The sequence below is a fragment of the Streptomyces sp. NBC_00083 genome, from assembly GCF_026343295.1.
Classification (GTDB): Bacteria; Actinomycetota; Actinomycetes; order Streptomycetales; family Streptomycetaceae; genus Streptomyces.
The window spans coordinates 935,005-957,481 of sequence record NZ_JAPELY010000003.1; the positions used below are offsets into that span (position 1 = coordinate 935,005).

At 72.6% G+C, this 22,477-nt stretch carries 20 protein-coding genes; 9 read left to right on the forward strand and 11 right to left on the reverse strand.

The window, feature by feature from the left end:
- Window positions 1–65: 65 nt before the first annotated feature.
- The 6 genes from OOJ98_RS27980 to OOJ98_RS28005 are packed head-to-tail and all read right to left on the reverse strand — an operon-like array spanning window position 66 to window position 6,441.
- On the reverse strand, window positions 66–1,562 hold the full coding sequence (locus OOJ98_RS27980) for a cell wall metabolism sensor histidine kinase WalK (protein ID WP_267057818.1): 1,497 nt from the start codon (window positions 1,560–1,562) through the stop codon (window positions 66–68).
- A 13-nt stretch (window positions 1,563–1,575) separates the two neighbouring features.
- Window positions 1,576–2,310 carry a response regulator transcription factor gene (locus OOJ98_RS27985; RefSeq protein ID WP_267057819.1) on the reverse strand — a complete coding sequence of 245 codons (735 nt, stop codon included), beginning with the start codon at window positions 2,308–2,310 and terminating at the stop codon, window positions 1,576–1,578.
- A gap of 39 nt (window positions 2,311–2,349) precedes the next feature.
- A complete protein-coding gene (locus tag OOJ98_RS27990) occupies window positions 2,350–2,997 on the reverse strand; it encodes a DUF5666 domain-containing protein (protein WP_267057820.1) in 648 nt (215 codons plus the stop codon).
- A gap of 5 nt (window positions 2,998–3,002) precedes the next feature.
- Window positions 3,003–4,214: an ABC transporter permease gene (locus tag OOJ98_RS27995; RefSeq protein ID WP_267057821.1), complete on the reverse strand. Its 1,212-nt coding sequence runs from the start codon at window positions 4,212–4,214 to the stop codon at window positions 3,003–3,005.
- Window positions 4,211–5,059, reverse strand: coding sequence for an ABC transporter ATP-binding protein (locus OOJ98_RS28000; protein ID WP_267057822.1), 849 nt, complete (start codon window positions 5,057–5,059; stop codon window positions 4,211–4,213). The genes OOJ98_RS27995 and OOJ98_RS28000 overlap by 4 nt, the downstream gene beginning before the upstream one ends.
- Window positions 5,056–6,441, reverse strand: a complete 1,386-nt coding sequence (locus OOJ98_RS28005; RefSeq protein WP_267057823.1) for an efflux RND transporter periplasmic adaptor subunit — start codon at window positions 6,439–6,441, stop codon at window positions 5,056–5,058. The genes OOJ98_RS28000 and OOJ98_RS28005 overlap by 4 nt, the downstream gene beginning before the upstream one ends.
- Before the next feature lie 279 nt (window positions 6,442–6,720).
- Between OOJ98_RS28005 and OOJ98_RS28010 the strand changes: the two genes are divergently transcribed.
- Window positions 6,721–7,365 (forward strand): hypothetical protein, encoded by a 645-nt coding sequence (locus OOJ98_RS28010; protein ID WP_267057824.1) that lies wholly within the window; start codon window positions 6,721–6,723, stop codon window positions 7,363–7,365.
- 358 nt (window positions 7,366–7,723) lie between these two features.
- Here OOJ98_RS28010 and OOJ98_RS28015 read toward each other — a convergent pair whose 3' ends face one another.
- Window positions 7,724–9,151 carry an alkaline phosphatase family protein gene (locus OOJ98_RS28015; protein ID WP_267057825.1) on the reverse strand — a complete coding sequence of 476 codons (1,428 nt, stop codon included), beginning with the start codon at window positions 9,149–9,151 and terminating at the stop codon, window positions 7,724–7,726.
- Between the two features lie 251 nt (window positions 9,152–9,402).
- On the opposite strand from OOJ98_RS28015, the gene OOJ98_RS28020 reads away from it, so the two are divergent.
- Complete coding sequence (locus OOJ98_RS28020; RefSeq protein ID WP_267057826.1) at window positions 9,403–10,239, forward strand: enoyl-CoA hydratase/isomerase family protein; 837 nt, start codon at window positions 9,403–9,405, stop codon at window positions 10,237–10,239.
- A gap of 38 nt (window positions 10,240–10,277) precedes the next feature.
- Here the strand turns inward: OOJ98_RS28020 and OOJ98_RS28025 are convergent, their stop codons facing one another.
- The gene (locus OOJ98_RS28025; protein WP_267057827.1) at window positions 10,278–11,195 is read right to left on the reverse strand and encodes an SDR family oxidoreductase; all 918 of its coding nucleotides are present in this window, start codon (window positions 11,193–11,195) and stop codon (window positions 10,278–10,280) included.
- A gap of 227 nt (window positions 11,196–11,422) precedes the next feature.
- On the opposite strand from OOJ98_RS28025, the gene OOJ98_RS28030 reads away from it, so the two are divergent.
- The 7 genes from OOJ98_RS28030 to OOJ98_RS28060 all read left to right on the forward strand — a co-directional run bounded on the left by OOJ98_RS28030 (window position 11,423) and on the right by OOJ98_RS28060 (window position 19,070).
- A complete protein-coding gene (locus OOJ98_RS28030) occupies window positions 11,423–12,391 on the forward strand; it encodes an NADPH:quinone oxidoreductase family protein (protein ID WP_267057828.1) in 969 nt (322 codons plus the stop codon).
- Window positions 12,388–13,569 carry an acyl-CoA dehydrogenase family protein gene (locus OOJ98_RS28035; RefSeq protein ID WP_267057829.1) on the forward strand — a complete coding sequence of 394 codons (1,182 nt, stop codon included), beginning with the start codon at window positions 12,388–12,390 and terminating at the stop codon, window positions 13,567–13,569. The genes OOJ98_RS28030 and OOJ98_RS28035 overlap by 4 nt, the downstream gene beginning before the upstream one ends.
- Window positions 13,566–14,684: an acyl-CoA dehydrogenase family protein gene (locus tag OOJ98_RS28040; protein ID WP_267057830.1), complete on the forward strand. Its 1,119-nt coding sequence runs from the start codon at window positions 13,566–13,568 to the stop codon at window positions 14,682–14,684. The genes OOJ98_RS28035 and OOJ98_RS28040 overlap by 4 nt, the downstream gene beginning before the upstream one ends.
- A 499-nt stretch (window positions 14,685–15,183) precedes the next feature.
- Complete coding sequence (locus OOJ98_RS28045; RefSeq protein WP_267057831.1) at window positions 15,184–15,864, forward strand: ABC transporter ATP-binding protein; 681 nt, start codon at window positions 15,184–15,186, stop codon at window positions 15,862–15,864.
- 117 nt (window positions 15,865–15,981) lie between these two features.
- The gene (locus OOJ98_RS28050) at window positions 15,982–16,176 is read left to right on the forward strand and encodes a hypothetical protein (RefSeq protein ID WP_267057832.1); all 195 of its coding nucleotides are present in this window, start codon (window positions 15,982–15,984) and stop codon (window positions 16,174–16,176) included.
- Window positions 16,173–17,348: a winged helix DNA-binding domain-containing protein gene (locus OOJ98_RS28055; RefSeq protein ID WP_267057833.1), complete on the forward strand. Its 1,176-nt coding sequence runs from the start codon at window positions 16,173–16,175 to the stop codon at window positions 17,346–17,348. The genes OOJ98_RS28050 and OOJ98_RS28055 overlap by 4 nt, the downstream gene beginning before the upstream one ends.
- A gap of 150 nt (window positions 17,349–17,498) precedes the next feature.
- The gene (locus OOJ98_RS28060; RefSeq protein ID WP_267057834.1) at window positions 17,499–19,070 is read left to right on the forward strand and encodes a hypothetical protein; all 1,572 of its coding nucleotides are present in this window, start codon (window positions 17,499–17,501) and stop codon (window positions 19,068–19,070) included.
- 19 nt (window positions 19,071–19,089) lie between these two features.
- Here the strand turns inward: OOJ98_RS28060 and OOJ98_RS28065 are convergent, their stop codons facing one another.
- From OOJ98_RS28065 to OOJ98_RS28075, 3 genes are all read right to left on the reverse strand, one after another.
- A complete protein-coding gene (locus OOJ98_RS28065) occupies window positions 19,090–19,467 on the reverse strand; it encodes a DUF779 domain-containing protein (protein WP_267057835.1) in 378 nt (125 codons plus the stop codon).
- 109 nt (window positions 19,468–19,576) lie between these two features.
- Complete coding sequence (locus OOJ98_RS28070; RefSeq protein WP_267057836.1) at window positions 19,577–21,028, reverse strand: amino acid permease; 1,452 nt, start codon at window positions 21,026–21,028, stop codon at window positions 19,577–19,579.
- A gap of 156 nt (window positions 21,029–21,184) precedes the next feature.
- Window positions 21,185–22,141, reverse strand: a complete 957-nt coding sequence (locus OOJ98_RS28075; protein ID WP_267057837.1) for a hypothetical protein — start codon at window positions 22,139–22,141, stop codon at window positions 21,185–21,187.
- Window positions 22,142–22,477: the final 336 nt, after the last annotated feature.

Here is a 22,477-nt window from a genome sequence, read left to right on the forward strand (position 1 = left end):
ATCCACGCTAGGAGCCCCCGGCCCCGCGCGCACTCGGGCCGGGCCGGGGGAGTGGGCCCCACGGCTCAGGGAGCGCCGGGCAGCAGCACGCGGAACACGGCGCCCTCGCCGGGCGCGGTCTCCAGCTCCACCCGGCCCGTGTGGGCCTGCACGAGGGCGGAGGCGATGGCGAGGCCGAGGCCCGCGCCGCCGCCCGTCTGCCGGCTGCGGGAGGCGTCCACCCGGTAGAACCGCTCGAAGACGCGGGCCGCCTGCTCCGGCGCGAGCCCCGGCCCCGCGTCGGCGACCTCGATGACGCCGTGCCCGTCGCGGGCCCCCACGCCGATGCGTACGGGAGAACCGGACGGGGTGTGGGCGACGGCGTTCCCGACGAGGTTGGCGACGACCTGCCGCAGCCGCGCCTCGTCACCGAGCACCGGGGCCGGTCCCGGCGGGCCCTCGCCGCCCGGCCCGGTCAGGGTCACCTCGCGCGTGGGGTCCAGCGCCCGCGTGTCGTGCAGGGCGTCCACCGCGAGGGTGCGCAGATCCATCGGCGCGAGCTGGAGCGGGCGCTGCTCGTCCATGCGGACCAGCGTGAGCAGATCCTCCACCAGACCGCCCAGGCGCACCGCCTCGCTCTCGATGCGGGCCATCGTGCGCTTCACGTCGGCCTCGTCGGGGAGCGCGCCCATCCGGTACAGCTCGGCGAAGCCCCGGATACCGGCGAGCGGCGTGCGCAGTTCGTGGCTGGCGTCCGCGACGAAACGCCGCATCTGCTCCTCCGACTCGGCGCGCGCCGCGAACGCCGATTCGAGCTGCGCGAGCATCCCGTTGAGGGCACTGGTGAGCCGGCCGGCCTCGGTACGCGGCGAGGCGTCCGGCATGCGGTGCGACAGCGGGCGGCCCGCGGCGATCTCCACGGCGGTCGCCTCGATGCGGCGCAGCGGACGTAGCCCCGCCCGGACCGCGAACCAGCCCGCCACGCCGAGCAGCAGCGCCACGACGACGCCGATGATCTGGAACGCCGTGGCGAGGTGGTCGACCGTGGAGGAGACCTCCTCCAACGGGGCGGCCACGACCACCCCGGCAGGCAGCGCGGGATCGCCGCCGTCCACCGGCACGATCAGCATCCGCCAGCTGCCGCCGCCGTGATCACTGGCCACCTCGAACGGCTTGCCGAGGCGCGCCCGCAGGTCCGCCGCGTCCATCGCCGGCCACAGCGGCCGGGGGTCGCCCGCGGCGACGGGCTGGCGGAACTGTTCGGTGACCTTCCCGTCGTCGGCGGCGAAGGCGATCACGTACTGGCTGGGGAGCCAGGCCCGGCCGCCCCCCGTACGGCCGGGCCTGGGTGTGGGGGTGCCCTCGACGCCGACCCGGTGCGCCACCGAGTCGCCGAACCGGTTCAGCTGCTGGTCCACCCGCTGGACCAGCTGGGCACGTACTGAACTGAGCACGACGGTGTCGCTCACCGTCAGGCCGAGCGCCACCAGCGCCATGGCCAGCAGCACGAGACGCGAGCGCAGCGACAGGGCGGCGAACCGGCGCGGCAGCCACCCGAGCCGCGCCCGCAGATGTCTCAGCATCGGGCGGAACACCTCAGGACTGGGGGCGGCGCAGCACATAGCCGATGCCGCGCACGGTGTGGATGAGCTTGGGCGCGCCGTCCGCCCCGGAGTCCACCTTGCGGCGCACGTAGGAGATGTACGACTCGACGATGCTGAGGTCACCGCCGAAGTCGTACGCCCACACATGGTCGAGGATCTGCGGCTTGGACACGACACGGTCGGCGTTGGCCATCAGATAGGCGAGCAGCTTGAACTCGGTGGGGGAGAGCGACACGGGCCGGCCGGACCGCAGCACCTGGTGGCCCACCGGGTCGAGTTCGAGGTCGCCCGCCACGAGCCGGCCCTCGCCGCTCGGACCGCCGGTGCGGCGCAGGATGGCGCGGATCCGGGCGATCAGCTCCTCCAGGCTGAACGGCTTGGTGACGTAGTCGTCGCCGCCCGCCGTCAGGCCGCTGATCTTGTCGTCGACGCCGTCCTTCGCGGTGAGGAAGAGCACCGGGAGGTGGTCGGGGCCCGATCCGCCCCCGGCCTCCTCACGGAGCCGGCGCACCACCGCGAAGCCCGTCATGTCGGGCAGCATCACATCGAGCACCACCAGGTCGGGGCGCTCCTTGGCGACGGCGGCCAGCGCGTCGGCGCCGGTCGCCGCCGAGACGACCTTGAAGCCGACGAAGCGCAGCGAGGCCGACAGCAGCTCCCTGATGTTGGGCTCGTCGTCGACGACGAGCAGGCTCGCCTCGGGCGCGGCCGCGTCGGTCGGGGCCATCGGTTTCCTCCTCGTGGCGGCGTGGGTGATGGGCGCCGGTCAGCCCCGGCCCCCGCCGAAACCGCTCGCGCCGCCTTGGGTGACGGTGGTCGCCGCGACGTCCCCTGAGGCATTCTGGCTGCCGCGGACGGTGACCGTCTGGCCGGGCTGGAGATCGGAGACCTTGCCGGACTTGGACTCGGTGACCTGGGTGGTGCCCGCCGTGGTGACCTTGACGACGTTGCCCTGGGTGTCGGTGACGTAGAGGGTGCTGCCATCGACGAGCTTCACCGTACCGATGGTCAGCCCGCCCCCCGCGCCCGCCCCCGCGCCACTGCCCTGGCGTTGACCGCTCTGACCGCTCTGACCGCTCTGACCGGCGCCGAAGCCCTGCCGCTGGCCCGCCCCCGCGGCGCCGGAGCGGGCGGTTCCGGCCGCGGCCGGGGTGCGCTGCGTACCCGACGCGGTCTGGTCCTGACCCTTCTCCACCAAAGCGCCGCCCGCGAAGGCGACCCCCGCGATCAGGCCGCCGGACAGCAGCAGCGTCAGCCAGGGCAGCCGTGGCCGCGGCGGAGCACTGAGCTCGGCCGAGATGTCCCGGGTGTCCGGCGGTTCGGCGAGGATGTCCTCCGGGCTTGCTGCCGCCGTGGGGCGGGCGCTCTCCACAATCTCGGCGTTGCCGAACATGTCCTCTCCCTGTTCGTACATGGGGTTCATTCGTGACGCAGCGCTTCGATCGGGCGCAGACTCGCGGCGCGGTTGGCCGGGTAGCCGCCGAAGAACAGACCGATCGCCACGGCGATGGCGAACGCGCCGACGACGGATTCCGGGATGATCACCGGCTTGATGCCGGCGATGGTGAAGTGCGAGCCGACCAGGCCCGCCGCGACACCGAGCCCGCCGCCGATCAGCGAGAGCAGCGTCGACTCGGCGAGGAACTGGCCGAGGATGACGCCGCGCGGCGCCCCGATCGCCTTGCGGATGCCGATCTCGCGGGTCCGCTCGGTGACCGTCACCAGCATGATGTTGGTGATGCCGATCCCGCCGACGAGCAGGGAGATCGCCGCCACCGCGCCGAGCAGCACCGTGAACGTCTTGTTGGTGTCGGCCTGCGTGGTGAGCAGGGAGGCCTGGCTGCTGACCCGGAAGTCCAGCGCCGTCGGGTCCTTGAGGCCGTGCCGGCCCATGAGGACCGAGGTGATCTCGCTCTGCGCCGCCGTGGTCGCGTCGGCCGACTTGGCCTCGACGAGGATCTGACCGAGGGAGCCGAAGCCGGTGAAGGCGTTCTGCACGGTCGGCAGCGGCGCCACCACCACGTCGTCCGGGTCCTGGAAGCCGGTGCCCCCCTTGGTGGCGAGGACGCCGACCACCGTGAACGGTGTACCGCCCAGGGTCATCTTCTTCCCGACCGGGTCGGCCGTGCCGAACACGTCGGTCGCCGTGGTCGAGCCGATCACGGCCACCTTGCGCGAGCCGAGCACGTCGTCGGAGCTGAAGTAGTCGCCCTTGGCCACCTTGCTGTTGGACGCCTTGAAGTACGCCGGGTAGGTGCCGACGACCTGGCTGACGGTGTGGGACGTCCCGTCGTGCAGGGCGGTCTGCGAGGTGGTGGTCTCCGGCGCGACCGACTCGACGTGCGGAGCCGACGCCGGGTCGGCGAGCGCCCTCGCGTCGTCCACGGTCAGCGGTTTGGTGACGGTGGCCGAACGGGAGCCGCCGAAGCCGCCGCCCGACGACACGGTGAGCGCGTTGGTGCCGAGCTTCTCGATCGAGTCCTTCACGGACTGCGACGAACCGTTGCCCACCGCGAGGAGCACGATGACCGCGGCCACGCCGATGAGGACTCCGAGCATGGTCAGCGCGGAGCGCACCTTGTTCGCCGCGAGCCCGCCGAAGGCGAAGCGCAGCGTCTCGAACGGGTTCACCGGCCGCCTCCGACCAGCGAGCCCGCCGCACGCATGGCGGGCGGGGGGCCGTCCACGGAGGCCTGCCGCACGTCCTCGACGATCCTTCCGTCGACGAGCCGTACGACCCGCTTGGCGTGCCGGGCCACCTCGTCCTCGTGCGTGATCAGGACGACGGTGCGGCCCGCCGCGTTCAGCCGGTCCACGACGGCGAGCACCTCCTCGGTGCTGTGGCTGTCGAGGTTGCCCGTCGGCTCGTCCGCGAGCAGCATCGCGGGCGCGGTGACCAGGGCGCGGGCCACGGCCACCCGCTGCTGCTGACCGCCGGACAGCTCATTGGGACGGTGGTCCATCCGGTCGGCGAGCCCGACCAGGGTGAGCGCGGCCTCGGCACGCCTGCGCCGCTCGGCCGGCTTCACCCCCGCGTACGCCAGCGGGAGCTCGACCTGGGCGAGCGCGGGGGTGCGCGGCACCAGGTTGAACGACTGGAACACGAAGCCGATCTTCCGGTTGCGTACGAGGGAGAGCTGGCGCTCGTCGAGCCCGCCGACGTCGATGCCGTCCAGGAGATAGCGTCCGGAGGTCGGCACGTCGAGGCAGCCCAGGATGTTCATCAGGGTCGACTTGCCGGAGCCGGAACTTCCCATCACGGCCACGAAGTCGCCCTGCTCCACGACCAGTTCGACCCCGAGGGCCGCCCCGCTCGCCGGGTCGACCGGACCGCTCAGCGCGTGGACGGCCGCGTCACCGTGACCGTACGTCTTGATCAGCGAGCGCACCTCGATCACCGGGGCCGGGGCCCAGGGGCCCGCGTCCTCCGTCTCGGGCAGCGTCGCGGTCCTGCGCGGCCACCGGGGCGGCGTCATCCGCGGCCACCCCCGCCGCCACCGCCGGCACGGAAGCCGCCGCCGGCCCCGCCGCCGGTCCCGCCTCCGCCGGTACCACCGCCGCGGGTGCGCGCGCCGCCACCGCCGAGACCACCGGGGAAGGCGCCGCTGGGGAATCCACCGCTGCCCGTCGCGGACACGCTGGCCAGCTGGACCTTCTCGCCCTCGCTCAGACCACTGAGGATCTGGTCGGAGCTGTCGCCCTCGAGGCCCACCGTGACGGGGGTCCGCTCGGTGGCGCCGTCCGCCTTGACCACCGTCACGGTGCGGTTGGCGCCGGTGCCGCTCACCGCGGCGGTCGGCACCGACAGGGCGCCGGACGCCTCGCCCGTGACGACCTGGATGCTCGCGCTGAGCCCGGTGCGCAGGTCGGTGGTGGGGCTGGTAATGGCCAGGGTGGCCGCGTACTGCACGGCGCTCCCGGAGCTGCTGTTGCCACCCCCGCCGGAGCCGGAGCCGCTGCTGACCGGCAGCGAACTCACCGAAAGAACCTTGGCGTTGAGGGTGCGGCCCGCCTCCGCGTTGAGCGTGACCGTGGCGGCCTGGCCCGGCTTCAGCTTGAGCGCGTCGGCCTCGGAGAAGTTGGCGCTGACCTGCATCCCGGACGGGTTGGTGAGGACGACGAAGCCGGACAGGGCCGACGACGAGGTCGAACTGGCGCTGCCCGAGCCGGAGTTGGAGCCGCCGCCCGAGGCGCCGCTGCCGCCGCTCGTGGTGCTCCCGCCGGTCCCGGAGACGGTGTCGCCCTTCTTCGCGGACACCGAGGCCACGGTGCCGGAGACCGGAGCCCTCAGGGTGGTTCCGTCCACCGACCGCTGTGCGGCGTCCACCGCGTTCTGCGCCTGGGTCAGCTGGGCCTCGGCCTGGGCGAGCTGGGCGGGATCGACCGTCGGGGACGCGGCGGGCGCGGGGGCGGAGCCGGCCGCGCCGCGCGTCGAGCTGCCCGAACCGGTGGCGTTGCTCGAACTCGCCTGTCCCTCCTGCACCTTGGTGAGGTTGGCCTGCGCGGCGGTCAGGGACGCCTCGTCCTGCGCGAGGGTCTCCCTGGCCGCGGTGGCGTCCACCTTGCCGAGCACCTGGCCCGCGGTGACCTTGTCGCCCGGCTTGACGTCGACCGCGGTGAGCTTGCCGCCGGTGGTGAAGTTCACCCCGGCGTCGCTCGGCGAGGCGAGGGATCCCGAGCCGGACACGGTGGCGAGGACCGTTCCCTTGGTGACCGTCACGCTCTTCGCGTCGCTCCGTGCGGGAGCGCTGTCGTGGCTGGTCACCGCCGCGTAGGCGCCGCCGGCACCCGCGAGGACGGCCACACCGAGCACCGAGTTGATCAGGACGGCTTTGCGCCGTCGTGGGAGCACCTTCATGGGGCCGGATCCTGGCCGCCCGCACTTTGGAACCCCTGGGAGCTTCCTGGGAGTTCCCTGGGAGCGCCGGGACCCCCGGATCTTCGCATTCGGGTACGCACCGTACGTAACGGGCCGCTACCCGTGCCTCCTGGGCCCCGCGCGGGGCCGGGCGCTCAGGAAACTCCCAGTCCTTCCCCCGGAGGCACCCACCCCGGTGCGGTTCAGTCATGGGTCGCCGACGGCGTACGCACTCCAGCGGGGCCGTCGTCCGCCCAACGCACCGAGGAGACACCGGACATGACCTGGACCAAGCGCAGGACCGCCACCGCGCGCACCGCGCTCGCCGTGCGGGCCGCCGTCTCCACGGCCACGCTCGCGGCGTGCGGGCTGCTGCTCGTGGCGTGTTCGTCCTCGGCGTCGTCCTCCGCGGCGGCGTCGGGACCGGCGTCGGCGTCATCGTCCGCTTCGTCGGCCACGGGCAAGGGGATGGACGCCTACCGGCAGTGCCTCGCGCAGCACGGGGTGACGATGGCGCCGCGGCCCGCGGGCAGCGGCCGGCCCGGCGGGTGGCCCAGCGGCCGGCCCAGCGGGCGGCCCTCGGGTGGTGCCCGGCACTCCGGAGGGGGTGGCGGTGGTGGCGGCTTCGGCGGCTTCGGCGGCGGGGCCTCCGCAGACCCGGCGCAGCGTCAGGCGGCGCAGGCGTGTGCGAGTCTGCGTCCGCAGTTCGGAGGGCGGGGCGCGGGTGGTGACAGCACCGCGATGAAGGCGTTCACGAGTTGCCTCAAGGACCACGGGGTGGTCCTTCCCTCGGCGTCGCCGGGGGCCGGGGGCGGGATGCGCGGGCTCAACACGGCGGATCCCAAGACGGCGGGGGCGCTGGGCATCTGCAAGACGCTCCTGCCCCAGCGCACCCCGAACCCGTCCTCCACGCCGACGCCCTGACGGCGCCGCACCCCTTGGCAGGGCGCTGGGCCGTGGCCACCTCGGCCTGCCCGGCGCTCGGGGGAGCCCCAGGGCGTCCCGCTTTCGCCTGCGGACCGTGCCCGCCTCCCGCGCAGTTCCCCGCGCCCCTAGGTGGGTCGGCGTTGGCGGGGTGCCCAGTCCCGGCACCCTCAGCCCGTCCGGCGTTTGAGGACGAGCGCCCTTGAGGCGCGACACTGGGTCTGGGGCGGAGCCCCAGTGGCCCCGGTCTTCATCTGCGGATCGTGCTCGCTTCTCGCGCAGTTCCCCGCGCCCCTAGGTGGGTGGATCTTGGCAGGGTGCCGATCCTGAGCATCTTCAGCCCGTCCGGCCGGGGCACTCAGACGTGGGGGCGGTGGCCCCGTTCCTGGCTGGGGAAGGACTGGTCCGCCCCGGGCAACGTCGGCTTCGGCAAAGTCGCCACCTCCCGCTTCGCCTCCGCCAACTGCTCCGCCGTGTCGTCCGGCAGCCGAGGCGCCGGCGCCCCCGCCGCGCTGAACCGGAACGCCGACGTCAGGTCGCCGAACGTCCGGCGCCGCCACTCGCTGATGTTCGGCTCCTTGACCCCGGTGAACTGCTCCAGGAAGCGCAGCGCAGACGTGTGGTCGAAGGCCTCGCTCGCCACCCAGCCCCCCACCGTCCACGGCGAGATGATGATGGCCGGCACCCGGAACCCGCCGCCGATGGGCAGCCCGCCGACGAACTCGTCCGCGGTGCCCGCCTTCGGGGTGGGCGGCGCCACATGGTCGAACAGGCCGTCGTTCTCGTCGTAGTTGAGGACGAACGCCGTCTTCGCCCACACCTTCGGATTCGACGCGATCGCCTCGATCTTGCTCGCCACGAAGTCGGCGCCCGCGGCAGGCAGATAGTCGGGGTGCTCCGACTGGTGGCTCGTCGGCACGATCCAGGAGACCGTCGGGAGCCGGTCGGCCCGCGCGTCGTCCTCGAAGGTGCCCACGGGCTGCGGACGCACCCCCCGCTCGTACAGCGGCGAGCCCGCCTTGGCGTCGCGGAAGCTCTGGAACTGCTCCAGCAGGTTGCAGCCGTAGTCGTCGTCCTGCTGGTAGACCTTCCAGCTCACCCCCGCCGCCTGCAGCCGCTCCGCGTACGTCGTCCACCGGTACGGGCTGGGCGCGGCGTTGCTGATCACCGGTCCGCCCCTGGTGCCGGACGGGTCGATGGTTCCGGTCATCCAGTAGAGGCGGTTGGGCCAGGTCGGGCCGAGGACCGAGCTGTAGTAGTTGTCGCAGATCGTGAAGGTCTCCGCGAGCGCGAACTGGAACGGGATGTCCTCGCGCGTGTAATAGCCCATCACATAGGGCCCGTTGACGCCGTCCGCCTTGCGGTGCGCGGGCAGCCACTGGTCCATTTTGCCGCCGTTCCACGCCTGGTGCTGCACGGCCCAGGCATGGCTGGTGGAGGGGATGGCCTGCGCGCTCGTGCTGTGGGTGTCCAGGCGGAACGGCAGCAGGTAGCCCTTGGGGTTCACCGAGTCGGGCTGGTAGAACACCGACCGCCCGTTCGCAAGCTTGAGGGCCTGGGGGTCGCTGAACCCGCGGACGCCGGAGAGCGTGCCGAAGTAGTGGTCGAAGGACCGGTTCTCCTGCATCAGCATGACAACGTGCTCCACGTCGCGCAGCGAGCCACGGCGCGGCGCCCCCGCCGCGACGGCCTTCTGCACGCTGGGTGGCAGCAGGGAGAGCGCCGCCGCGCCTCCGAGTGCTCCGGCTGCCGAACCCAGGAGTCTGCGTCGTGTCAACTCGGCCATGAACGCCCCTTCCAGAGCTGTCGGTTGAGACCAGTGACGTGGACCTGCCAGTCAGTCTTGCGCTGTCCGATGTGGCGCGGTGGAGGGACCGATGAACACGAGCCCAACGAAGAGCAAGGGCTTCCCAAACCCCTGAGCCGGAGCCTCACGCGGCCCGTACGGCACCACCTCACGCAGGGGTGCGCCGTACGGAGAAGTCCCTTAGTCTCGACAGACCTGACGGGCAGTCAGCATAGGGAAGAGGAGGGGTGATGATCGACATCCTGGACCGGCGGGTCGCCGACGGCGAGGAGCGCATCAGGCTCGACGTCACCGCATCCGGCATCGGCGTCCTCACCCTGTGCCGGCCGGAGAAGCTCAACGGGTGGAGCTGGGAGTCCAGCCGGCAACTGGGCCTGCTCGCCGACCGCATCCGCTTCGACGATTCGGTCAGGGCCGTGCTGTTGCGGGCCGAGGGCCGCGCCTTCTGCGCCGGGATCGACGTCAGCGCCCCGGGGGGCGCCATCACCGGCCGCTCCCCGGCCGACCGCACCCACCAGTACTACGAAGGCATCCGCTGGGTCCACGAGCGCTTCGCCGCCTTCGCGCGGCTGCCCCAGCCGGTGATCGCCGCCGTGCAGGGCTACTGTCTCGGCTTCGGCTTCGAACTCGCCCTGATGGCCGACATCAGGATCGCCGCCGAGGACGCCGTGTTCGCGCTGCCCGAGACCGGCATCGGGGTGGCCGTCGACGCCGGCGGGGACCTGCGGATCGCGCGCGACGCCGGTGCGGGATGGGCCAAGCTGCTCGCCCTCACCGGACGCCGCATCGACGCGGCCACCGCCGAGCGCATCGGCCTGCTCCAACAGGTGCTGCCCCCGGCCGAGTTGGCAAAGGGCGCGCTGGCGGTGGCGACCGAGATCGCGGCCAACGCGCCGCTCGCCGTACGCGCCGTCAAGCGCGACATCGACGCCTTCGCCGACGCGGGTCTGGCCGAGGCCCTCGACCGTACGGCCCTCGCGGCGGCCCTCACCCTCACCTCCGAGGACGCCCGCGAGGGCTATGCGGCGAAGGCCGCCAGGCGCCCGCCCGCCTTCGAAGGGAGATGAGGCACCGGCGCCGCGCCGGCCGACTGCCCGGTACCGGGCTACGCGCCGAAGGGGCCGCGCCCCAGCTGCTCCCGCACGCTGCTCACCGGGGGCGCCACCAGCGCCCGCCGCTGCCAGTTCGCCCCGTCGACCACCAGGGTGTGTCCGCTGATGAAACGGGCGTACGGTGAGGAGAGGAAGGTGGCGGCCCAGCCGAGTTCGCGGGGCAGCCCGACTCTCAACGCAGGCTGCCGCAGGGGGAGTTCGCCGCTGTCCTCGGCCCGGCCGAGGCTCGCGCGGATCGACTCCGGGAGGTCCGGATGCGGCATCAGTCCCGGGACCAGACCGTTGACCTGGATGCCGTAGGGGCCCCACTCCACGGCGAGCGTCTCCACCAGGTTGCGTACCCCCGCCTTGGCCGCCGCCGAGTGGGCATGGCCCGGCCCGCCGGTCCAGGCGTACGAGGCCCCGATGCTGACCACCGACCCCGGGGTGCCGGCCGCGAGGTGGCGGCGGGCGAACTCGCGGGTCATGAACCAGGTGCCGGTGAGGGTGATGTCGAGGACCGCCCGCCAGGCGTTGGGCGACAGGTCCTCGGCGGGGGAGGGGAAGTTGGCGGCGGCGTTGTTCACCAGCACGGCCGGGAGGCCCAGCGTCGCCTCCGCCGCGTCGAAGACCTCGGCGATCCGTTCCGGCTCCCTGATGTCGCACACCGCGCACGCCACGCGGCCGCCGAGCCGAGCCAGCTCGCGCTCGGCGGCCCTGAGCCGGTCCGCGGAGCGCCCCACGATCATGAGATCGGCCCCGAGCCGCGCGAACTCGGCCGCCATCGCCTTCCCCAGCCCCGACCCGCCCCCGGTGACCAGCACCACGCTGCCCGCGTACGTCCCCGGCGGCAGCGCGCACGCACCGAGCGGTGGCGGCGCGGGAAGCCCCGGGTGCGCGGGGCGCGGCGGAGGTGCGGCGGCATCGGTCATGCCGCATCCCTACCGGCTGCCGCCGCACATCACCATGCCCGTGCGACCCCTTCTTGCCCGCGCCGGGGGCTCGGGGCGAGCCGCCCTTCCCGCTCGGTACCGGGCACCCCGTCCGATTTCGGACAGGTGATTCCCCTGCGGCAAGCGACCGCTTAGTATGCTCGCGAGCACAGGAACGTACTCAGCGGTACGCAGCCGTATCGCGCCCGGCGTGTGGAGGCCCACGAATGCAGGCATGGCGAGTGCACGAGAACGGCGAGCCGGGCGAGGTGATGCGGCTCGAAGAGATCGACCGGCCCGTGCCGGGCCCTGGACAGGTGCTCCTCCGGGTGCGCGCCGCCAACATCAACTTCCCGGACGCGCTGCTCTGCCGCGGCCAGTACCAGATCCGACCCCCGCTGCCGTTCACGCCCGGCGTCGAGATCTGCGGAGAGACCGAGGACGGCCGCCGGGTGATCGCCAACCCGGCGCTCCCCAACGGTGGGCTCGCCGAGTACGTCGTCGCCGACGAGGCGGCCCTGCTGCCCGCGCCCGACGCGCTCGACGACGCCGAGGCGGCCGCCCTGCACATCGGCTACCAGACCGGCGTCTTCGGACTGCACCGCCGCGCGCACCTCCAGGAGGGCGAGACGCTGCTCGTGCACGCCGCGGCCGGGGGAGTGGGCAGCGCGGCCGTGCAGCTCGGCAAGGCCGCGGGGGCCCGCGTCATCGGCGTCGTCGGCGGGCCGGAAAAAGCGGCTGTGGCACGGGAGTTGGGCTGCGATCTGGTCATCGACCGGCGCGCGGACGACATCGTGGCCGCCGTGAAGGAAGCCACCGGCGGGCGCGGCGCCGATGTCATCTACGACCCGGTCGGCGGTGACGCGTACGCCAAGTCCGCCAAGTGCGTCGCCTTCGAGGGGCGCATCGTGATCGTCGGCTTCGCCAGCGGCTCCGTTCCGGCGCCCGCGCTCAACCACGCCCTCGTCAAGAACTACTCGATCGTCGGGCTGCACTGGGGCCTGTACGCGCAGAAGGACCCGGCCTCCATCGCCCGCTGCCACGAGCAGCTCACCCGGCTCGCCGCCGACGGCGCGATCAAGCCGCTCATCAGCGAGCGCGTCCCGCTCAAGGACGCCGCCGCCGCGGTGCAGCGCGTCGCCGACGGCACGACCACCGGCCGTGTGGTCGTCCTCACGGACGGAGCCGCCCGATGACCGACGCCGCCGAACTGCGCACCCGTACGCGCGAGTTGCTCGCCGCACACCCGCCCGCCGCCACCGACCCCCTCGACTTCCTCAAGGCCCGCTTCGATGCCGGGTTGGCCTGGGTGCACTACCCCGTGGGCCTCGGCGGCCTCGCCGCGCCGCGCTCCCTGCAACCCGTCGTCGACGCCGAACTCGCGGCGGCCGGGGCGCCCGACAACGACCCGCGCCGGATCGGCATCGGCCTCGGCATGGCCGCGCCGACCGTCCTGAAGTACGGCACCGACGAGCAGAAGCGGCGCTTCCTGCGGCCCCTGTGGGTGGGCGAGGAGGTCTGGTGCCAGCTCTTCAGCGAGCCGGGCGCGGGCTCAGACCTCGCGGCGCTCGGCACCCGTGCGGTGCGCGACGGCGACGACTGGGTGGTCGACGGGCAGAAGGTGTGGACCTCCAGCGCCCACCTCGCCCGCTGGGCCATCCTCATCGCCCGCACCGACCCCGGACTGCCCAAGCACCAGGGCATCAGCTACTTCATCTGCGACATGACCGACCCCGGCGTCGAGGTGCGGCCCCTGCGGCAGATCACCGGCGAGGCCGAGTTCAACGAGGTGTTCCTCACCGGGGTGCGCATCCCCGACGCGCACCGGCTCGGCGAGGTGGGTGAGGGCTGGAAGGTCGCCCAGACCACCCTCATGAACGAGCGGGTCTCCATCGGCGGCATGCGCATCCCCCGCGAGGGCGGCATGATCGGCCCGGTCGCCCGCACCTGGCGCGAACGCCCCGAACTGCGCACCCACGACCTGCACCAGCGGCTGCTCACCCTGTGGGTCGAGGCCGAGGTCGCCCGGCTCACCGGCGAGCGGCTGCGCCAGCAGCTCGTCGCGGGCCAGCCGGGACCCGAGGGCTCCGGCATGAAGCTCGCCTTCGCCCGCCTCAACCAGGAGATCAGCGGCCTGGAGGTCGAACTGCTCGGCTCCGAGGGCCTGTTGTACGCGGACTGGACGATGCGCCGGCCCGAGATGGTCGACTTCACCGGACGCGACGCCGGCTACCGCTACCTGCGCTCGAAGGGCAACTCCATCGAGGGCGGCACGAGCGAAGTGCTCCTGAACATCGTCGCCGAACGCGTCCTCGGGCTGCCCGCCGAGCCGCGCAACGACAAGGACGTCGCCTGGAAGGACCTGACCCGATGAAAGCGCAGACAGCGCAGACCGCCGAAGAAGCCACCGTGGACCTGCTGTACTCCGAGGCCGAGGACGATCTCAGGGCGGCCGTACGCTCCCTGCTCACCGACCGCGCCGACACCCCGGCCGCGCTCGCCCGCGCCGAGTCGGACGCCCCGTACGACCCCGATCTGTGGCGCTCGCTCGGCGCGCGGATGGAGCTCGCGGGCCTGCTCGTGCCCGAGAAGCTCGGCGGCCAGGGCGCTTCGCACCGGGAGGCCGCGGTGGTCCTGGAGGAGATCGGCCGGGCCGTGGCGCCGGTCCCGTTCCTCACGAGCGCCGTGATCGCCACCGAGACGCTGCTCGCCGTGGCTGCCGAGAGCGCCGAAGTGGGCACGCTGGTACGGGAGTTGGCGTCCGGTCACCGGACCGCCGCCCTCGTCGTGCCGTTCTCGGCGGGCCCGGATTCGGTGCGGCTGCCCGCGGCGCTCACCGGGACGGTCTCCGCCGTCGCGGACGCTGCGACCGCCGATGTGCTGCTCGTGCCGACGGCTCAGGGCCTGTACGCGCTGGACGCCGCGGACGTCACGGCCACCCCGCTCACGCCGCTCGACCTGACCCGCCCGCTCGCCGCCGTCACCCTCGACGGCGCGAACGGCACGCTGCTGGCCGGCCCGGACGCCACGCGGGCCGCCGTGCGCCGCGGCCTGCTCGCCGGAGCCGGACTCCTCGCCTCCGAGCAGCTCGGGGTCGCCGAATGGTGCCTGACCGAGACGGTGGCGTACACCCGCGAGCGCAAGCAGTTCAACCGGCCGGTCGGGTCCTTCCAGGCGCTCAAGCACCGCATGGCCCAGCTCTGGCTGGAGGTCGTATCGGCGCGTGCCGCCGCCCGCAACGCCGCCGACACGCTGGCGACCGGCAGCCCCGAGGTGCCGCTCGCGGTGGCCGTAGCCCAGGCGTACTGCGCCCGGGTCGCCGTGCACGCCGCCGAGGAGTGCGTGCAGCTGCACGGCGGCATCGGCATGACCTGGGAGCACCCGGCGCACCTGTACCTGAAGCGCGCCAAGTCGGCCCAGATCGCGCTGGGGCCGGCGGGTGAGCACCGGTCGGCCATCGCCGCGCTGATGGACCTGACCGCGCCCTGACGGCCCCGCCCGCACCACCCGGCCCCGGCCCGCGCGGCCGGGGCCGTCGTGCTCCGCGCCCCGCCCAGCCCCGCGGGGCGAGGGCGTTTCGGCTGTTTTGTCGGCCGCGGGCCGTGGGCCCTTCCCGCGCAGTTCCCCGCGCCACTGACCGGGCTCTCCTGCGCGGAGCTTGAGGGCGAGCGGATCGCGGGCTGTTGTCGTCTGCGGGCCGTGGACGCGTCTCGCGCAGTCCCCCGCGCCCCTGGCGGGTCCGGCTGTGCGGTGCTTCGGCCGAGCCGGGTGCGCCCCGGCCTGGTGGAGCTCTCCCGGGGCGCGGGGAACTGCGCGGAGGGTGCTCGGGGTTTCGGGCGGGGTACATGCACCGCAGCCCACCCCGTACGCTCGTGGCGATACCGAGACGGAACGTTCCTTCACCCCCGACTTCCGACATTCCGCCGGAGGCAGCCGCGCCGGGGTACGACGGCCGCCCGCCACCACGCCCACCGGGAGGACCGCCGCAGTGCTCGAACTCAGCAACATCACCGCCGGATACGAGCGGGACAAGCCCGTCGTGCGCGACATGAGCCTCGTCGTGGCCCGCGGCGAGGCCGTCGGCCTGCTCGGCCCCCGCGGGTGCGGCAAGTCCACGCTCGCCCGCGTCGCCGCCCTGCTCCACCGCCCCGACGCCGGCACGGTCGTCATCGGCGGCACCCCCGTCGTCACCGACCCCCGCCACCGCGTACCCCGCGCCCTGCGCACCACGGTGGGCTTCGTCCTCCCCGCACCCGGCCGCTCCGGCGGCCCCGCACTGCGCCTGCGCGACCTGATCGCCGAGCCGCTGAAGGCGTCGGGCCGGCGGATCGAGATCCGTGAGCGCGTCGACGAACTGGCCCACGCCGTCGGCCTGGGCGGCGACCTCCTCACCCGCGACACCCGCGAGGTCGGCGACGGCCCGCTCCAACGCGCCCTCCTCGCCCGCGCCCTGGTGCTCCGCCCGCGCCTGCTCATCTGCGACGAGATGACCGCGCTGATGGACTCCGAGACCACGGACGCCCTCATCGCGGCGGTGTGCGACTACCGGCGCGCATCCGGGGCCTCCCTGCTCGCCGTCGGGGACGACCCGGCCCTGCTCGCCACCTGGTGCGACCGCACGGTCACCTGGAACGCGCCCACCACCACCCCGCTCGCACACACTCCGTAACGGGTAACGCGCAGTCAACACCCGTACGGCGGACACGTCTTGAGGCGGCGGGCGGCGCCTCCTCCGCCACACTGACGCCCGAAGACCGCCATCCCGGCGCGGTGGAGGAGGCTCGTCATGGCTGTTTCGATCTCGGTGGTGCTGTTGCTGCTGGTCCTCGCGGTGATCTTTCTTCGGAGCGGAGGACTCAAGCTGTCGCACGCCGTGGTCTGCGCGCTGCTCGGCTTCTTCCTGGCGAGCACCAGCGTGGCGCCGACGATCCTGGACGGCGTCAACGCCACGGCGGGTGTGGTCGGTAGCCTGAAACCATGACCGAGGCCCGCCGGAAGATCACCGACGAGGAGCGCCGCGCCCGCCTGGGCGCACGCCACTTGCTCGCGCCCACCGCTCGCGCGAGCACCCCGGAGGCGGTCGCCGAGGCGCTGCTCGGGCTGCACGCCACCGACCCCGCCTCGGTGTACCTCTCCGTGGCCGCCCGGCTCCAGGACCCGTCCGTGACGGAGCTGGAGCGTGCGCTCTACGAGGACCACACGCTGGTGCGGATGCTGTGCATGCGGCGCACCATGTTCGTGGTGCCGCGCGAGCTCGCTCCCGTCGTGGACGCCTCGACCGCCCGCGCCGTGGCGGCCCGCGAACGCCGCAATCTGGCCAAGGTCATCCAGGAACAGCTCGGTTTCGACGAGCGCTGGTTCGCCGCGACCGAGGCCGCGGTGGTGGCGGCGCTGCAGCGACGGGGCGAGGCGACGGCGTCCCAAATTGCCTCCGACGTACCCGACTTGACGTCGAAGATCGTGCAGGCCGCGGGCAAGCCGTACGAGGCGAGGCCCCGCATCACCAGCCGCTTCCTCGGGGTGATGGCCGCCGAGGGCCGCATCCGGCGCGGCCGGCCGCTCGGCACCTGGGCCTCCAGCCAGTACCGCTGGATCCCCGCCGAGCCCCACCCCGACCTGCCCGTCGACGAGGCGAAGGCACGGCTGGCCGCCCGCTACCTGGAGGCGTTCGGCCCCGCCACCACCGAGGACGTCACGTGGTGGACGGGGTGGACGCTCACCGACACCCGCAAGGCGCTCGCCCGCACGGAGGCCGTGGAGGTCGACCTCGACCACGGCCCCGGCCACGCCCTGCCCGCCCACCTCGACGCCCCCGCCGAGCCCGAACCCTGGGTCGCGCTGCTCCCCGCGCTCGACCCCACCCCCATGGGCTGGCGCGACCGCGACTGGTACTTCGACGCGGGCCACAGGTCCGAACTGTTCGACACCAACGGCAACATCGGGCCCAGCGTGTGGTGCGACGGGCGTGTCGTGGGCGGCTGGGCCCAGCGGTCCGAAGGCGAGATCGTCACGGAACTCCTGACCCCCCGGGGCGTCGGGCGTGAGGCCCTCGCCGCGATCGCCGACGAGGCCGCCCGGCTGGCCGCGTTCTTCGCCGACGTACGCGTCAAGCCGAGCTTCCGCACTCCGCTGGAGCGCCGGCTCACGCGATGACGGCGCCCAACCGGGCTGCGGCGCCGCTGTGTTGCGTACGCGTGACACGAAGATGAAACACCCTCACTTTCCATGGACACTTCGGGCGGCCGGCCCTAACGTCCGGTGGCGGCGCGACGACTGTCGTATGTACGCACACCAAGGAGCCGCATGGACCGCAGAGCGCTCGCCCGCGCACTGGCCCTCACTCTCGCCGTCACCGCGAGCACCCTCCTCGGCCCGGCCGGCGTCCGGGCCGCCGAGATACCCAAGGCGCCCGGCCACCGGCTGGTGAGTTCGTACGAGGGCGCCCCCGCAACCGCGCGTCCCGTCCCCGCGCCGGCCCCCGCCCAGAACCCATTCATGGCGCCCAACGGCCGCAACGGGATGCACGGCGACTCCTGGGGGAGCGGAACCCATCCGTACTCCGGGCCGCTCGGCCGCGACCCGCAGGTCACCAGCGAGCAGATCGCCCCGCTGGGCGGCGAATGCGCGACCGCCACCTTCGACGCGGCGGGGCGCCTCCTCACCGTCTGCGGCACCTTCCAGGGCTTCAAGCTGAAGCTCCTCGACCCGCACTCCCTGGCCACCCTCGCCGAGTACCAGCTCCCGCAGCGCTCCTCCACCGTCGAGGCGATCACCCGGCTCGACTTCGAAAGAATCTTCAAGGACACCTCGGGCGGCGCCTACTTCTACCTCGACGACCAGGACCGGGTGGTCCTCGCCGACTCCCGTCATCACATCCTGCGCCTCGCCCACCATCAGGCGGCCGACGGCAGCTGGTCGTTCGCCGTCGACGACGACTGGGACCTGAGCGGTGTCGTCCCGCACGACTGCGTCAGCTGGACCAACCTCTTCCCCAGCGGCACCTGCGATCCCGTGACGTCCGTGATGCCCGACTGGCAGGGGCGCATCTGGTGGGTGACCAGGCTCGGCCGTGTCGGCACGGTCGACCCGGCGACCGGAGCCGTCCACTCCACACAGCTGGCGGGGGAGGAGATCCAGAACTCCTTCTCGGTGGCCGAGGACGGCGTCTCCATCGTCTCCGACCACGCCCTCTACAGCTTCCGGGCCGCCGCCGACGGCACGCCCGTCGTGGAGTGGCGCCAGAGCTACGACCGGGGAACCGGCACCAAGCCCGGCTCCGTGAACCAGGGTTCGGGCACCACCCCCGACCTGTTCGGCGACGGCTATGTGGCGATCACCGACAACGCCGACGACCGGATGGACGTGGTGGTCTACCGGCGCGGCGACGACGTGCCGGACGGGCGGCGCGAGGTGTGCCGGATCCCGGTCTTCGGGTCCGGAGCGTCGACCACCGACAACTCCCTGATCAGCTGGGGCAACAGCCTGATCGTCGAGAACAACTACGGCTACGAGAACCTCACGTCGCTCACCTTCGGCCGCAGTGTCGTCGGCGGCGCCACCAGGATCGACGTACGCGCGGACGGCAGCGGCTGCGACACGGTGTGGCAGAGCGCGGTCCGCTCGCCGTCCGTCGTGCCGAAGCTGTCCACGGCCAACGGGCTCGTCTACTTCTACGAGAAGGAGCCCAACGCGCTCGGCATCGACGCCTGGTACCTGACCGCCGTGGACTTCCGTAGCGGCGCCGTCCGCTGGAAGAAGCTCACCGGCACCGGCCCCGCCTACGACAACAACTGGGCGCCGATCACGATCGGGCCCGACGGCACCGCGTACATCGGTGTGTTCAACGGCATCGTGGCCGTGCGCGACCGGGTCTGAGGCCCGAGCGGCGGCGGGTTCAGAGCAGGCGCGACCGGATGAGGAACCGCACCCCTTCCGGCGCCTCCAGGGAGAACCCGCTGCCGCGGCCCTCCACCACGTCGACGATCAGGCGGGTGTGGCGCCACAGCTCGTGCTGGCTCGTCGACATCCAGAACGGGATGCCCTCCTCGACGCCCTCCACCGTCAGGGAGGCCAGCAGCACGTCCGAGTTGCCGGTGCGGAACTCGCCGCGTGGATAGCACATGGGGGCGCTGCCGTCGCAGCAGCCGCCGGACTGGTGGAACATCAGGGGGCCGTGGGCCGCCCGTAGTCTGCGGAGCAACTCGCCTGCGGCCGGGGTGAGTTCGACCGGCGGTGCGGCGGCCGGCGGCTCCGGGTGCTGCGCGGGTGTCATCTCTCCTCGCTCCTCCGGTCCGCGCGGCGGCCCCCGGTGGGCGGCGCCGCGCGGATCCGGCCCGGCTCAGCTCACCACGCGGGTGGTTGCGAGCGGGTTGCGAGCTCCGTCAGACGAGGTCCATCGCGGCGACCTCGTCGGGGCTGCCGTAGCTGACCGGCCCCTGGAAGCGCCGCCGGGCGGTGGCGAACCACCAGACGGTGGCGATGAGCAGCACCGCGCCGAGCGCGATCGGCGCGTAGTTGAACGAGTCCGCGGTGATGGGGGAGACCTGCGGCAGCATGAACAGGATGCTGCTGAGCACGATCCACACCACGGCCACCGCCGCGACCGGCCTGCCGTAGCGGCCCAGGTTCCACGGGCCGGGCTGGAAGTCGTTCAGGCGCAGCCGCAGGAAGATGGGCACGCCGTACGCCAGGTACAGGCCGACCACGTTGACGCTGACGATGGCGGTGAACGCCGTGTGCGACCACCAGCCCGGGATGATCAGCACGAGCGCGCAGGCGGCGGCGAGCCATACGGCCTTCACGGGCGTGCGCGTGCGCAGCGACACCGAGTGCCACAGGCGGGAGCCGGGCATCGCGCCGTCCCGCGAGAAGGCGAAGATCTGGCGGGTGTTGCTGGTCATGTTGGCCAGACCGCAGAACAGCATGGCGCCGATGACGATCAGCAGGAGCAGCTTGGCCATGCCGAGGCCCAGCGCGTCCACGAGGATCTGCACCGGAGGCGCCGACGCGGCGATCTCGCCGGCGTAGTCGCGGATGGAGTACACCAGGGCGAGCATGAGGACGAGGCCGGCGAGAGCGGAGTAGAGGATCGCCCGCATGATGCCCTTGGGCGTGTTGACGGTGGCCTTCACCGTCTCCTCCGACATGTGGAAGCTGCCGTCGAAGCCCGTGAACGTCCAGCTGGTGACGAGCAGGCCGAGCATCGCGGCGTAGAACCCGTTGCTGAAGCCGGTGCTGTTGACGAAGTGCGTGGCGAACGAGACGGGCTGGTGCGAGCTGGGCTTCACGGCCAGCGCCACGACGATCACCACCATGCCGACGAGCAGCCACCACACGGAGATCCGGTTGACCACGGCGACCAGCTGCACGGTGTAGGTGTTGGCGAGCGCCTGGAGCAGCAGGATCGCCGTCGCGATGCCGACCGTCTGCTGGGGTGTCCCCTCGTACGAGGGCCACTGCATGGAGATGAACGCCTGGATGAAGGTGGCGGCGGCGTAGTTGGTGGCGGCGGTGCCGCCCACCTGGCCGACGAAGTTGAGCCATCCCGTGTACCAGGACCAGGCGCCGCGGTGCCGCTTGGCGAGCTTGCCGGCCGAGAAGTACAGGGCCCCGCTCGTGGGGTACGCGGAGGCGATCTCGCCCATCGCCGCGCCCACGAACAGCACCATGACGGAGACGCCGATCCAGCCGAAGACGAGAATCCTCGGGCCGCCCGCTCCCATTCCGAAGCCAAATGCGGAGAATATGCCGGAAATAATGTTGATGATGGTGAAGGATATGGCGAAATTGTCGAAGGCGTGGAATCTACGGGTCAGTTTCCGTGGATATCCCATCGCGTGCAGTGTGGCATCGTCGTCGAGGGTGGACGACGACGGAACGGGCCGGCTCGACGGACGAGCGGGGGACATGCGCTCGGACACAGGAGCAACCTTTCCTCGGGAATGAAAAGACGCGTGGTCTCGCGGGCGGGACGTGCACGCCGGCCGTGATCAGGTCGGCGCGGGGGTCGGGAGGCCGCAGGACCTCCTGGCCCGGGTGAGCTGCTCCCCGGGCTCGCCGAACATGCTCCACGGCATGCGTGAGGCGTAGGGGCCCATGGCCGTAAGGACTTCCCGTGCCTCGAATTCGCGCTTCGCCATGAACAGCGCGTGCGCCAGATACGCCAGGTCGAGGACGGGTGTGAACCGGTAACTGGCCGCATGGGGAAACCAGTTGTGGTAAATGCCCAAGGTGGTGGTGGCCCATTGCGGCTGCTGCCAGGTCTCGTTGGCGAGCAGCGCGTTCGGGTCGTAGTCCTCCACGAGTGCGACCAGCGGCAGCAGACGCAGCGCCGACGTCGCCGGCGCCCGGTGGCTGAGGAAGGAGGCGACGTCCCAGCGGGCGCTCGCGGAACCGCCGTAGCGGGTGAAGAAGCAGGCGAGGAAGCGGTGATGGGCCTCGCGGTGCCAGGGGTCGAGCCGCAGTACGTGCGCGAACATCTGCCAGGGCCCGGCCGGCGCGGTCAGCAGCCCCCGGGGCGCGGCGTCACGGGGTCCGTCGATGCGGGCGAGGGCCAGTTGGGCCGCCCACGGGGTGGGATCGTTGGGCAGCAGCCGGGCCGCCCGGACACAGGCCGCCTGCGCTATGCGCAGCAGTGCGTCGGAGCGTGCGTCGCCGGCGTCGGCCGTGCGCAGCGCGCGGATCATCGCCACGCGCGCCGCCAACAGGGCTGCCTCCGGGCCGGGTTCCTCGGCGAGCCAGCGCTCCGCGAGGTCCGAGTCGGCCGCCTCCGAGGCGAGCACGAGGGAGCGGTGGGCCCTCAACTCGTAGTCCCCACGCGTCTCTTGGAGCACGTTGTGGGCGCCCAGGTAGCGCCCGGCCCGCACATCCGTGCACGCCCGCGCCAGCTCGCGATCGTCGGCCGCCGGATGCCACACGTAGTGTCCCTCGAACGAGCCGGCAGCCACGATCCTCCCCCTGTGTCCCCGCGGACGACACCCCGCGCCCTACGAATCCCAGCCATAGGGAATTGAGCCGGAGCCCGAGCCTGTACGCAGGTTCACCGACAGCGACCCACACCTTACTCATCCTTTAGGCCCATCGAAACTCGTCGCCCGGAATATCTGGTTCCGTGCCCTTTGGTGATGTCGGGCGCAGCTCATAAAGTCATTGACTTCGAGTCGATTTTCGGCCACACATTCCCGCTCGTGGCTCGACAGCGCCCGTATTCGGCATATTCGGCACGGCGGTCCGCACGTCCCTCCCGCGTCCTCGGCGGGCACGCCGCGCCGGGGTGCGGGCCC